Raw genomic sequence first — 12507 nt, 5'->3', positions numbered from 1 at the left:
ATGGTCTCCTGGTGGGTTGACGGTCTAGTGGTTGGAGGTGGAACCGGCCGTAACCCGAACAGGGCGTCAGCTGGAAGGCGCGTCCACGGCTTCCAGCTGGAGGGCCTTGGCAGTGTCTGCCTCCAGCTGAGTGGCCAACTCCGGGTTGTCGTTGAGTTTGATGCCGTAGCCGGGCATCATTTCCTTGAGCTTGGACTGCCAGCCCTTGAAGTCCTTCGGGAAGGACTTCTGAAGGAGTTCGATCATGATGGGAACGGCGGTGGATGCTCCCGGGGAAGCCCCCAGCAGCGCACCGATGGAACCGTCCCGCGCCGCGATCACCTCGGTGCCGAACTGCAGGACACCGCCCTTCTTCCGGTCCTTCTTGATGATCTGAACACGCTGGCCGGCGGTGATGAGTTCCCAATCGCCGTCTTTTGCTTCGGGGTAGTACTCGCGCAGGGCCTCGACCTTGTCGCCGTGGCGCTTGGCCACTTCCTTGACCAGGTATGCCGTGAGGTCCATGTTGTCCTTGGCCACGGCCAGCATCGGGATGATGTTGCTCGGGCGGATGGACAGCGGCAGGTCCAGGTACGAACCGTTCTTGAGGAAATTGGTGGAGAACCCGGCGTACGGGCCGAACAGCAGTGAACGCTTGCCGTTGACGTAGCGGGTGTCCAGGTGCGGCACGGACATGGGCGGTGCTCCGACGGAGGCCTGGCCGTAGACCTTGGCGCTGTGCCGGGCGGCGAGGGCCTCATCGGTGCAGCGGAAGAACTGGCCGGAGACCGGGAAGCCGCCGTAGCCCTTGCTCTCCGGAATTCCGGAGGCCTGCAGCAGGTGGAGCGCGCCGCCACCGGCGCCGACGAAGACGAACTTCGCGCGGATGTTGCCGTGCTCGCCGGACTGCTTGTGCTTGAGTGTGAGGTCCCAGCCGCCGCCCGGTGCACGGCGGATGCCGTTGACGTCGTGGCCGTAGTTGATCTCCACACCGTTGTTGCCCAGGTACGTGGTCAGCTCGCGGGTCAGCGCGCCGAAGTCGACGTCGGTCCCTTCGGCCGCGCGGGTGGCGGCGATCCGCTGCTTGGGGTCCCGGCCCTTGACGATCAGCGGAGCCCACTTGGCGATCTGGGCGTGGTCTTCGGAGTACTCCATGGAGCGGAAGAGGGTGTTCGGCTTCAGTGCCTCATACCGTGTCTTCAGGAAGTCCGCGTTGTTGTCCCCGATCACAAAGCTCATGTGCGGGACCGTGTTGATGAAGCCCTTGGGGGAGCCGATCAGGGAGTTGCTGACCAGGTGGGACCAGAACTGGCGGGACAGCTGGAACTGCTCGTTGATGTGCAGCGCCTTGGACGGATCAACCGAGCCGTCTTTGGCTGCGGGAGAGTAGTTAAGCTCACATAGGGCGGCGTGGCCGGTCCCTGCATTGTTCCACGGGCCTGAGCTTTCCAGGCCGGCTTCGTCGAGCCGTTCGAACAGCGAAATGGTCCAGTTCGGTTCGAGCTGCTTGATGAACGCACCCAGGGTGGCGCTCATGATGCCGCCGCCAATCAGGACGACGTCGGCATGTTGGGTCTTGGATATGAAAGTCACAATCAGTCTCCGATAGCAGCGGCTCTGGCTGTCACAGAATATCCCGGGCGCCCCACTAACTGAAATTGGGGCGGTCCGTCAAGGTTTAAGCTCCACCTTTGTGAAAACCTCGATTAATACCGGCGAGGCCGGGTACTTCAACACCCGGTCTGAAAGTGCCAGGGCCGAAATGGGGAAGGCAATGGGGACGGCGGGGACCGTCTCCGCAATCTGGGCGTTGATGGTCTGGTACTGCTTGGTCCGTTCGTCTCCCTCGGGCAAACCGCGGGCGCGCGCAATCTTCGAAAAGACCTGCGGATCCTGGTAGCCGAACTCACCGTTCTTCTCGCCGAACAAAGGCCCCACGAAGTTGTCCGGATCGGAGTAGGAACCGTTCCAGCCGAGCAGGTGCAGGGCGTGGTCGCCCGGAGACTGCACTTTCTGCAGGTACCCGTCCGTCCAGTCCACGGGGACCGGCTTGATGTTCAGGCCGACGGCGGTGAGCTGCCTGCTGAGTTCCGCATAGATCTTCTCGGGTGTCGGAAGGTATGGCCTGGTCACATTCAGGGGGTAGTAGAACTTGAGTTCCTCGCCCTTGTAGCCGGCCTCCTCCAGAAGCGCTTTGGCCTTGGCCGGATCATGGCCCAGCGAAGGGGCGTTGTTGTTGAACCCGCTGAGTTTGGGCGGGACGAACTGGGACGCCTGGGCGGTGTTATCGATGAAGAAGCGGCGGATCAGCGTTTCCTTGTCCACCGCCAACTCGATGGCCTGGCGGACCTTGATGTTCTGCAGGATGGGCACGTCCTGGTTCATTCCGAGGTACATCACGGAGAACGGGTCCCGCTGGATGATTTGCTTCCCGCGCTTGACGAGCTGGTCGAAGTTGCCCACGGTGACGGCGTCATAGCCGTCGATCTTCCCGTCGAGGAGGGCCTGGAGCCGGGACTGCGGATGATCGTAGGTGACGAAGTTGATGGTGCCGATCTGGCCCTTGTCGCCCCAGTAGTCCTTGTTGCTGACCAGTTTGACGCTGGAGTCCGCCCACGCCGCAAAGCTGTAGGGGCCAGTGCCGACGGGATGCAGGGCATAGGCCGAGACCGGCTGGCCGTCGCGGCTCTGGCTGAGGCTGTCCGCTTTCTGCGCCGCCATCGCAGTCGGCGAGGACATCGCGAAGGCCGGGAGCGTCAGGGCCTGGAGGAATCCGGTGAAGGGCTGTGTGAGATCGATCCGGACGTTTCCGGCGGAGAGCGCGGTGCAGCCCTTGTAGATGGACAGCGAGGCCTGGTCGGCGTGGGCCTTGAAGACGCCCTTGAACGACGTGCCCGGGGCCTGCTTCCGCAGGCTTTCCGGGAAGTTGAACCATCGGTTGAAGTTGGTGCAGACGGCCGCCGCATCGAAGGGTGAGCCGTCCTGGAAGGTGACGCCTTCCCGGAGCTTGAAGGTGTAGGCGCGGCCTTCACTTGACTCTGCCCACTCGGTGGCGAGCAGGGGAGTGGGCAGTCCCGTCGTCTGGTCCACTCCGACGAGGCCTTCGAGGACCTGGCGGGTAATCCGGTAGGACTCGACGTCGGAGGCCAAGGCAGGATCGAGTCCCAGCGGCTGGGCAGCGGTGCCGAACGTGAACGTCGCTGTCGGTGCGGCGGATGCCGAGCCGGTCGGAACCGCAGACGACGACGCCGGTGCCGGAGCGGGCGTGCCCGTGCACGAGGCCAGAAGCAGCGACAGGACCCCTGCGCCGATACTGACTGCAATGCGGCGCGATTTACTGCTGGGCACTCGATGATCACCTCTGGACGGCAGGAAGGCCCGCGGACAACGGACCGGTCCCCAGTCTAATTGACCGATCCTGGACACCCGCCGGGTGCGCGCCGGCCGCGCGCCGGGCTGCCGGCCGGCTTGCCTGAGGGCAAAGCGGAGGCCCGCGCCGTTCGGTGCGGGCCTCCGTTTCTCCAGGGTCGGTCCAGGGAGTCAGGCTGGAGCCGGAGCAGGAGCGTGCGGGGTTGCCTACTTCGGCATCAGGACGGAGTCCACCAGGTAGACCGTGGCGTTGGCCGTCTGGACGCCGCCACAGATGACGCTGGCGTCATCGACCTTCAGCGCATCCTTGGTGCCGGTCACGGTGACTGAACCGCCCTGGACAGTTTTGTGGGTGCCCACAATCTTGTCAGGGGTGATCTGGCCCGGAACCACGTGGTAGGTCAGGATCTTGCTCAGGAGTGCGTCGTCGGTCTTGAGCGTTTCGATGGTGGCGGCGTCGATCTTGGCGAACGCGTCATCCACCGGTGCGAAGACCGTGAATTCACTGCCATTGAGCGTGTCCACGAGGTTGACCTTCGGGTTGAGCTTGCCGGACACAGCTGCCGTGAGGGTGGTCAGCAGCGGGTTGTTCGAGGCTGCAACCGCAACAGGATCGAGGGCCATTCCTGATACCGAGCCTGCGCCACTGGGAACCTTTTCCGCGTAACCTGCGCAGCCGGGGCCTACGAGGTTGGCGGCCGGATCCATGGCGGCCGCAGAGCTGGCGGACGGTGACGGAGCCATGCTCGAAGCAGACGGCGTCGAAGCCGGTGCGGAGGAGCTGTTCGCCGTCGTGGCTGAACCGCCACAGGCGGTCAGGCTGAGGAGTGCTGCGGCTGCAACACCTGCGACGGTGAAAGTTGTGCGCTTGAATGACTGCATTTCGATTCTCCTTGTTAGTGCCGATCATTGCCTGCTGCGAACGACTGCGTCGATCACCGCACTGGCTGAATTTCCGACTGCGGGAACCGACCCTTGGTTGGTGTCTCAATGGGTATTCGGCCGCTCGGCAGGAACGGATGGGTGAACGGAGAGAATCTTTTTTTCGAGGTCCCTCCTGGCGCGGGTGCGGCGACGTTAAACGAAGGAATCCCGGACCATGAGGCCCGGGATTCCGAGGATTGTGCAGCTGTGCGCAAGGGGGGACTTGAACCCCCACGCCCGAAGGCACAGGAACCTAAATCCTGCGTGTCTGCCAATTTCACCACTCGCGCGCGGCGCCGTCGTGCGTGTTCTTCCCGCTATTCCTGCGAGAGCAGGAAACGTCCGACGGCGGATTCCAGGCTCCAGTGTACCTGCCGGGGGCGCCTTCCGCTCGATGGGCCCGCGTGCCGTTCATGGCCTGGCGAAAACGACTAAGACAGTCCGAGGTCCCTGCGCAGCTTGGCCACATGGCCGGTGGCCCGTACGTTGTACTGGGCAACGGACACCTTGCCGTCAGGGTCCACCACAATGGTGGACCGGATGAGGCCCTCGTAGGTCCGCCCGTAATTCTTCTTCTCCCCCCAGGCGCCATAGGCCTCAGCCACGGTGTGGTCTTCGTCGGACAGGAGAGGGAAAGTCAGCCCTTCCTTCTCTGCGAACGTGGCGAGCTTGCCGATCGGATCAGGAGAGACGCCGACGACGTCGTAGCCTTCGCGTTGCAGGGAAGCGAGCGTGTCGCGGAAGTCGCACGCTTCCTTGGTGCAGCCCGGCGTCGACGCTGCAGGGTAGAAGTACACGACGGTGTTCCGGCCGCGGTAGTCCTTCAGGCTGACGTCCTTCCCTGCGGAATCCTTCAGCGTAAAGTCCGGTGCCGGAGTGCCGGGGGTGAGTCGTTCAGCCAAGATTTTCTCCTTAGGAATGTTCTGGACATCAAAGCTTAGTAAGTGGGGGAGCGAGGGACGAATCCCACGCTGGCTATACTAAGTTGTATGCCTGATATGGATCGCTGGCCCACAGGGCGCCTCTTGTCCACCGCGGCACGTCTCGTGGAACACTCCTGGAACGAGAAGCTGGGAGCCATCGGGCTCACCCATGCCGGAGTGATCGCCATGGAGGTACTTTCCCTTAATGGACCCATGACACAGGCGCAGCTGGCTCAATTGGTCCGCGTCCAGGCCCAGACCATGGGAAAAACACTCAGCCGGCTCGAGGTGCACGGCCACATCCGGCGCGAGCGCAGCACGTCCGACCGCCGAAGCCACGTGGTGTCCCTGACTGAGCGCGGAGTGGAGGCCGTGGCCGCTGCGGCGGACATGGAGCGAACCGTGCTTGCGGCCGCTTCGATCGACCCGGACATCCTTCGTCAGGAGCTCCAGGCGGTGGTGACAGTCCTGGCCAGCCGTTTTTCCTCGCCGGAGACCAAGGCAATCGTGGCAAGTGCCGAGTCCGGCCTCACCGTGGACGTGAACAGCGCTAACTGATCAGCTGATTCACTACCCCAGGAGCCGGACGGCAATGGCTTCCAGCGACTGAACGTCCCAGCCCTTATTCAGGGGGCCCAATTTGGCTGCAGGACGGCCATTACGCCCATCTCCAACAAGGCCTGCAAAGCCGAGCCGGGGTTTTCGCTGAACTCGAGGCTGCTTTCCATGATCCCCGCGCGTCGACGTCCGTGGAGGGGCAGGGAGGCCGCCATGGCGGCGCCAAGCGCTTCGGCGTCGGCTTCGATCGTGCCCGTCACAGTAAACCGAAAGACAGCCATGGTTAGCCCCTCCCACACCTGATAGTGACGTCACTCTATCCAGTGCGGCGCAGGTTCTCCGATGCTTAAGGTGAATATTTACTAAAGAATTGTGGCCAGGCCTGATGCAGTGTTTTCGGGCAAAGCGAAACCCCGCCTTCACGGCTTGTGGCCTGTGAAGACGGGGTTTCTCTGGTGCACCCCCCGGGACTCGAACCCGGAACCCATTGATTAAGAGTCAATTGCTCTGCCAGTTGAGCTAGAGGTGCAACTGTTGTTTTGGTTCTTCCCGATGGCTTTTGTTTCCCTCGTTCATCTCCGCAACGACATGAAACTCTACACGAGTTTTAGCCCGGTGTGAAATCGGCGCCTGCATCAGTCTCCGGGACCGCCTGGAGGCGCCAAAATCAGCGCGGAATCAGGGTTTTGATTGTTGGTAAGCATCCACAGGGTGCCGTCCGGGGCCAGGGAAACGTCGCGGATGCGCCCGAACTTGGCTGTGAAATGGCTCACAGGATTGCCCGCATTTTCACCAGCGAGCGGGACTGCCCACAACCGTTGGCCCCGCAGCGCTCCGAGATACGCTGTGGAGCCTACGATCTCGAGTCCACTCGGAGACGATTCCGCGGTGGACGGCCAGACGACTTTGGCGTCAATGAAGCCGGGTTTTCCCGGAGCTCCGGTGACCTCGGGCCAGCCATAGTTCCCGCCCGGCTGGATCAGGTTCAGTTCGTCATCCACGTTCGGTCCGAATTCGCTGGACCAGAGCCTGCCCGCGTCATCCCAGTCGAGTCCCTGCACATTGCGGTGGCCGAGGCTGTAGACCGGGTTATCTCCGAACGGGTTGCCGGGCGCCGGCTCGCCCTTTTCCGTGATCCGGAGGATCTTCCCGCCAAGCGCGTTTGGATCCTGGGGCTGGTCGCGGCGCTGGGAGTCTCCGGTTCCCACATAGAGGTTCCCGTCCGGTCCGAAACGGATGCGGCCACCGTTGTGGGTTGAGGCTTTCGGGATGCCAGCGAAAATCGTTTCCGGCGGACCCAGCCCCAGCGCGCCTCCTGGATCACGCTCAGTCAGTGTGAGCCGGGCGATCCGGTTGTCGGACCGGGCTGTGAAATAGGCGAAAAGCGACCGGTCGGAAGCGAAGTGTGGCGACACTGCCAGCCCCAGGAGGCCGCCTTCACCGCCCGGCTCTACTCCGGGGACACTCCCCAGCACAGTTGTCTTCCCGTCCTTGACCGCCTTGAGTGTGGCGCTGTCACGTTCGGAAATAACGGCCGTGCCGTCCGGCAGGAACACCGTGGACCACGGCACGCTCAGTCCCTCCACTGTCCGCAGCACCCGGGGTTCCTGGCCCGCCCTGTTGCTGCCTGTGACTTGACCGGCGTTACCCGTGGGTGGACCGCTGCCGCCACCTGTGCAGGCAACCAACGCCAGCGCCGACACGACGGCGGTGAGAGGTCCCGGGAGGAGCGCAAGTATGGATCTGCGCCCCTCCTTGTCCCGGCTCATGGTGACGGCGGCCCTCCGGTTGCCGGACCTAGTGCCGGCTACGTCGCGGCGCCCGGAAGCCGGCCGCTTCGGCATGGGCGGCTGACTCGAACCAGACCTCCGCTACGGTTTCCTCGTAGGCCGGGCTTGTTTCATCGTGGTAGACCATCTGCTGCGCATTGCCCTTGACCGTGTAGCCGTCGGGTGCGCTGCCATCAGGAGCCGGGGCGGCTGATCCTTCCCCATACGGTTTGTCCGCCGCCAGGTGTCCGGCGGGTTCAGCAGTGTGGCTCGCGGCCCCTTCAGTCGCGGCCGAAGAGGAGGCCGCCTGCATGGTTTCGGCATCCCCCTCGGAAGGGACTCCTGTGTCGTTCGCAACGGCCGGCCCGGTCCCGCCGGCCGGTGGCAGTTCCGCCCCCGCTCCTGACTCCCGGGCTTCTTTATCCCGAACGGCTGTGTCCAGGACGTCTTCCGCTGCGGCGGATTCGGCGCCGGGAAGAGTGGGAGCATGCGGTTCCGTGTACTCGGGGTGATGGACAGGAGCCGTGGTACCCGTCCCGGCGGCCCGGGATTCGCCCGCTGATTCCTTAGCAGGAGCCTCCATGGTGTGCGATTCGGCGTGCGTTTCCGCCGCGTGCGGGGTGCTGGCCGCCTCGGACCACTGCGCCTCCCACTCAGCTTTGTGGGACACGGCTGCCTTCTCGGACACGGCTTCTTTACCGGGTACGGCCGCGTGCTCAGGTTGGGCTGTCACTTCAGGTTCGGCGGTGCCGGCGGGTTTGACAGTCGCGTTTGAGGGAGCCCGGGCGTCCGTGGCCGCTGCGGGCGCCTCCGTCGTGGCTGTTGAGTCTTCGTCCCAGTCGTCCACATCTCCACCGGCGGGTGCGGAAGTTGCCGGTGCGGCTTTGGCTGCCGAGCTGAACCCTGCGGCACCCGGCATTCCGGCGGTGGCGGCCGCGTCTGCCGAAGGTGCTGCGCTGCCTCCGGCCGGTGCTCCGGCAACGGGCCGGGGACTGCCGGCCTGCCCTGACGGTGGAACGGACGCACCGGTATCGGAGAGCGTCGATGGTCCGGTGGTATTTCCTGAACTGTTGCGGTTCAGGAGCCACCACACAACTCCGACGATGACTACGATGACGATGACCCAGATAATCCAGTCCATAGCAGAGCCCTTCTGTCCATAAGGCAAGGTTGCCGTTGCTTGACGTTACGTCGGTGTGATTAGGGCTGTAAAGGTTCAGAGGGGCAGCCCGCGCCGGATGAAGTCGGCCATGAATTCATGGAAGTCCGCGGCGTCGTCGGCCTGTTCGATGCTTCGCGGCCCGCGACCGGACCGCTGGTCCGGTCCTGCGGGCTCCGAAGCCAGCCGCATGCTGTTCTCCACCCCGAAACGGAAGGCTTTCCCCGTGCTTGCGGCCACTTCGTAACCGCCCGGGGAAGACGCGACGGCGGGCAGCCGGAGGGCGTGCGAAAGGTTGGTCATGTTGATCGCCACCGGGACCCCCGCGGCGGCCAGGGATTTTTCATCAAATGGGGCCACGATGATCTCGGCCGGGTGCCAGCGGTAGCCGATAACATAACTCCGCCGGCGCGGAGGAGCCCAGCCACGGGCTGCGGCACCCGTCCCCTCGAAGCTGTTGGAGCCACAGACGAGGTTGTAGTCACCGTAGTTGGGAATCTGGTGATCGAAAACCGCGCGGAGCCTGGTCTTCAGCTCTTCGCTGCTGAGCGGGGGACCGTCGTCAGTGTCGGGTGCGGGGTTGGTCGCGTCCGGGTTGACCGGCACGGGCTTGCTGTTCACAGTGAAGTCCTGATGGTCGACCGGCAGGGTGGCTTGCACGCTACCAGAGCCGGCGCAGGATGCCTTGTCACATCGGGACTGCACGAGGGCTCCGTGCCCGGGCACTGTCCTGTAGCCTCGCATCATGGATTTGAAACGGCTCCGGATTCTCCGTGAACTCTCGGACCGGGGCACAGTCGGCGCCACCGCCGAAGCGATGGAGGTGACGCCGTCGGCCGTATCCCAGCAGCTCAAGACCCTCCAGGACGAACTGGGCGTTGTCCTGGTCGAGAAGTCCGGCAGGGGAGTGCGCCTGACCGAGGCCGGGCGCGCGATGGCGGCAGCCGCGGCGGACGTGTCCACTGCCATGGCCCGCGCTGAGGCCACCATCGACACCTACCGCCAGGGCTGGCAGACGCACGTCAAAGCGGCCTTCTTTCCGAGTGCAGCGGAAATGTTCCTCCCCGGCCTCCTGCACCGCGTCAAGGCGGTGGAAGGACTCCGGTTTGAGGCCTCGTTCGAGGACCCCGGCGTTGCCGGCTTCGCTGCCCTGGCCGCCGACTACGATATCGTCCTGGCCCACAGCGTTGATGGTCCCGATGTTTTCGCCCGGCAGGGGCTGGTGGTGGTTCCGCTGCTGAACGAGCCGCTGGATGTCGCTGTGCCGGCCGGACACGTCCTGGCGGCGAAGTCCTCGCTGACCGCCGGAGACGTGGTGGGATTTCCGTGGATGGGCGTCCCGGAAGGGTTCCCCTTCGACACGGTGCTGCGCCAGATCGAGGTCCAGGCAGGGTCTCCGGCGGTGCGCGCGCAGTTGTTTCCCGACCTTCGCGTCCTGGAAGCGCTTGTGAGTGCCGGACACGGGCTAAGCCTGCTGCCGCGGTATACCGCCTTGCGGAACCAGGAACGCGGCTTCGTCTTGCGCCCGCTGCTCGGAGTGACTGCCCGCCGGAGCATCGTGGCGCTCGCACGCCCGGATGTGGCGGCACGGACCACGATCGCGCAGGTCCTGTCCATGCTGGAGGCCGAAGCTGCGGCGATCAATGCCGCCGGACTCCGTGACGCCTGACACATCCGGGGCAGTTCCGGCCCTCTCGATCTCATTATTCGAGACGAGAGTCCACTATTTGATCGAAATATTCCCGGTTTTCGGCTTAACGGGGCCCTCCGGGTCGTTGGCGTCCCGATCGGAGTCATAGACTTTGACCCATGAGTGAGGACACCCAAACAGCAACCGAGAACAAGATTGACATCAAGCCCCGCAGCCGGGTCGTCACCGACGGGATCCATGCCGCACCCGCGCGCGGTATGTTCCGCGCAGTCGGCATGGGCGATGACGACTTCTCGAAGCCCCAGATCGGCGTCGCGAGTTCCTGGAATGAAATCACTCCCTGCAACCTCTCACTGAACCGACTGGCCCAGGGCGCCAAGGAGGGTGTCCACGCAGGCGGCGGTTTCCCCATGCAGTTCGGCACCATCTCCGTCTCGGACGGCATTTCCATGGGCCACGAGGGCATGCACTTCTCGCTGGTCTCCCGCGAAGTCATTGCCGACTCCGTGGAAACCGTGATGCAGGCCGAGCGCATCGACGGCTCCGTGCTCCTCGCAGGCTGCGACAAGTCCCTGCCGGGAATGCTGATGGCTGCCGCGCGCCTTGACCTCGCCAGTGTGTTCCTCTACGCCGGCTCCATCATGCCGGGCTGGGTCAAGCTGGAAGACGGTTCCGAGAAGGAAGTCACCCTTATTGACGCCTTCGAAGCCGTGGGTGCCTGCGCCGCCGGCAAGATGAGCCTCGGGGACCTGGAGCGCATCGAAAAGGCCATCTGCCCGGGTGAAGGAGCCTGTGGCGGCATGTACACAGCCAACACCATGGCCTGCATCGGCGAAGCCCTGGGCATGTCCCTTCCGGGCTCTGCCGCCCCGCCGTCGGCAGACCGCCGTCGTGATGAGTTCGCCCGCAAGTCCGGCGAAGCAGTGGTCAACCTGCTCCGCCTCGGCATCACGGCCCGCGACATCATGACCAAGAAGGCGTTCGAGAACGCCATAGCCGTGACCATGGCCTTCGGCGGCTCCACCAACGCCGTCCTGCACCTGCTCGCCATCGCCCGTGAAGCCGAAGTCGAACTTACGCTCGACGACTTCAACCGCATCGGCGACAAGATCCCGCACCTCGGTGACCTTAAGCCCTTCGGCCGCTACGTCATGACCGACGTGGACAAGATCGGCGGCGTGCCGGTCATCATGAAGGCCCTGCTCGACGCCGGACTGCTGCACGGCGACTGCCTCACCGTTACCGGCAAGACCCTTGCCGAGAACCTCGAGTCCATCAACCCGCCGGACCTCGACGGCAAGATCCTTCGTGCGCTGGACAACCCGATCCACAAGACCGGCGGCATCACCATCCTGCACGGTTCCATGGCGCCGGAAGGCGCCGTCGTCAAGAGCGCCGGCTTCGACGCCGACGTCTTTGAGGGCACCGCCCGCGTCTTCGAGCGCGAACAGGGCGCCCTGGATGCTCTGGACAACGGCAAGATCAAGGCCGGCGATGTCGTCGTCATCCGCTACGAAGGTCCGAAGGGCGGTCCGGGCATGCGCGAGATGCTCGCCATCACCGGCGCCATCAAGGGCGCGGGCCTCGGCAAGGACGTCCTGCTCCTGACGGACGGCCGCTTCTCCGGCGGGACCACCGGTCTGTGCATCGGCCACGTTGCTCCTGAAGCAGTCGACGGCGGCCCCATCGCCTTCGTCCAGGACGGCGACAAGATCCGTGTCGACATCGCAGCACGTACCTTCGACCTCCTGGTCGACGAGGCCGAGCTGGAATCCCGCAAGATCGGCTGGGAGCCGCTTCCGGCCAAGTTCACCAAGGGCGTGCTCGCCAAGTACGCCAAGCTGGTGCACAGCGCCTCCACCGGCGCATACTGCGGCTAGGCCGGTTCCGGCAGGTTCAACCACCGTCTGGTGGTTGAACCTGCCGAAACCCGGTTCAGCTGACTGATCCCGGGCCGGGGGATCAATCCGTGGACAATGGCGTCCACAATGTGAGACGGGGGTGTGTGTCGTTGACACCCGTCTCACCAGAGGGAAAACTGAACGCATGATCGCATTCGTTACTAGCTGCGCCGCTGCAGAGGCAGTCGTCGTCCTTACCAAGCGCGTGGCTCAATAGCCCGACTGGTAACGAACCGTCACGCGCAAACCCCTCGAAGAGCCTCACGGCTGAGGG

Annotated in this window: 11 protein-coding genes and 2 tRNA genes; 3 read left to right on the top strand and 10 right to left on the bottom strand. The window is 64.3% G+C overall.

Going from position 1 to position 12507, the window contains the following annotated elements; all coding sequences use genetic code 11:
* Positions 1 to 66: 66 nt before the first annotated feature.
* From ASF98_RS00625 to bcp, 5 genes are all read right to left on the bottom strand, one after another.
* A complete protein-coding gene (locus ASF98_RS00625; RefSeq protein WP_055796100.1) occupies positions 67 to 1572 on the bottom strand; it encodes a malate:quinone oxidoreductase in 1506 nt (501 codons plus the stop codon).
* Positions 1573 to 1650: 78 nt separating this feature from the next.
* Positions 1651 to 3327 carry an ABC transporter substrate-binding protein gene (locus ASF98_RS00620; protein ID WP_200939269.1) on the bottom strand — a complete coding sequence of 559 codons (1677 nt, stop codon included), beginning with the start codon at positions 3325 to 3327 and terminating at the stop codon, positions 1651 to 1653.
* Between the two features lie 228 nt (positions 3328 to 3555).
* A complete protein-coding gene (locus ASF98_RS00615) occupies positions 3556 to 4230 on the bottom strand; it encodes a fasciclin domain-containing protein (RefSeq protein ID WP_055796097.1) in 675 nt (224 codons plus the stop codon).
* Positions 4231 to 4480: 250 nt separating this feature from the next.
* Positions 4481 to 4562, bottom strand: a tRNA-Leu gene (locus ASF98_RS00610).
* 141 nt (positions 4563 to 4703) lie between these two features.
* A complete protein-coding gene (bcp, locus tag ASF98_RS00605; RefSeq protein ID WP_055796094.1) occupies positions 4704 to 5174 on the bottom strand; it encodes a thioredoxin-dependent thiol peroxidase in 471 nt (156 codons plus the stop codon).
* Between the two features lie 96 nt (positions 5175 to 5270).
* On the opposite strand from bcp, the gene ASF98_RS00600 reads away from it, so the two are divergent.
* On the top strand, positions 5271 to 5753 hold the full coding sequence (locus ASF98_RS00600; protein ID WP_055796092.1) for a MarR family winged helix-turn-helix transcriptional regulator: 483 nt from the start codon (positions 5271 to 5273) through the stop codon (positions 5751 to 5753).
* Positions 5754 to 5821: 68 nt separating this feature from the next.
* Here the strand turns inward: ASF98_RS00600 and ASF98_RS00595 are convergent, their stop codons facing one another.
* From ASF98_RS00595 to ASF98_RS00575, 5 genes are all read right to left on the bottom strand, one after another.
* Complete coding sequence (locus tag ASF98_RS00595; protein ID WP_156372235.1) at positions 5822 to 6034, bottom strand: hypothetical protein; 213 nt, start codon at positions 6032 to 6034, stop codon at positions 5822 to 5824.
* A 172-nt stretch (positions 6035 to 6206) separates the two neighbouring features.
* Positions 6207 to 6282: transfer RNA gene (locus tag ASF98_RS00590), tRNA-Lys, on the bottom strand.
* Positions 6283 to 6388: 106 nt separating this feature from the next.
* Complete coding sequence (locus ASF98_RS00585; protein WP_055797205.1) at positions 6389 to 7522, bottom strand: PQQ-dependent sugar dehydrogenase; 1134 nt, start codon at positions 7520 to 7522, stop codon at positions 6389 to 6391.
* A gap of 28 nt (positions 7523 to 7550) precedes the next feature.
* The gene (locus ASF98_RS00580) at positions 7551 to 8663 is read right to left on the bottom strand and encodes a sunset domain-containing protein (RefSeq protein ID WP_055796077.1); all 1113 of its coding nucleotides are present in this window, start codon (positions 8661 to 8663) and stop codon (positions 7551 to 7553) included.
* Between the two features lie 75 nt (positions 8664 to 8738).
* Positions 8739 to 9302 (bottom strand): hypothetical protein, encoded by a 564-nt coding sequence (locus tag ASF98_RS00575; protein WP_082506677.1) that lies wholly within the window; start codon positions 9300 to 9302, stop codon positions 8739 to 8741.
* A gap of 124 nt (positions 9303 to 9426) precedes the next feature.
* On the opposite strand from ASF98_RS00575, the gene ASF98_RS00570 reads away from it, so the two are divergent.
* Both ASF98_RS00570 and ilvD read left to right on the top strand, forming a co-directional pair.
* Entirely contained in the window at positions 9427 to 10350 is a 924-nt protein-coding gene (locus ASF98_RS00570; protein WP_055796071.1) for a LysR family transcriptional regulator, read from the top strand.
* A 140-nt stretch (positions 10351 to 10490) separates the two neighbouring features.
* The gene (ilvD, locus tag ASF98_RS00565; RefSeq protein ID WP_055796060.1) at positions 10491 to 12212 is read left to right on the top strand and encodes a dihydroxy-acid dehydratase; all 1722 of its coding nucleotides are present in this window, start codon (positions 10491 to 10493) and stop codon (positions 12210 to 12212) included.
* Positions 12213 to 12507 lie beyond the last annotated feature (295 nt).

It is taken from the genome of Arthrobacter sp. Leaf337, from assembly GCF_001423745.1.
In the GTDB taxonomy this organism is placed as follows: Bacteria; Actinomycetota; Actinomycetes; order Actinomycetales; family Micrococcaceae; genus Arthrobacter.
This window is presented reverse-complemented; position numbering and strand designations above follow the sequence as displayed.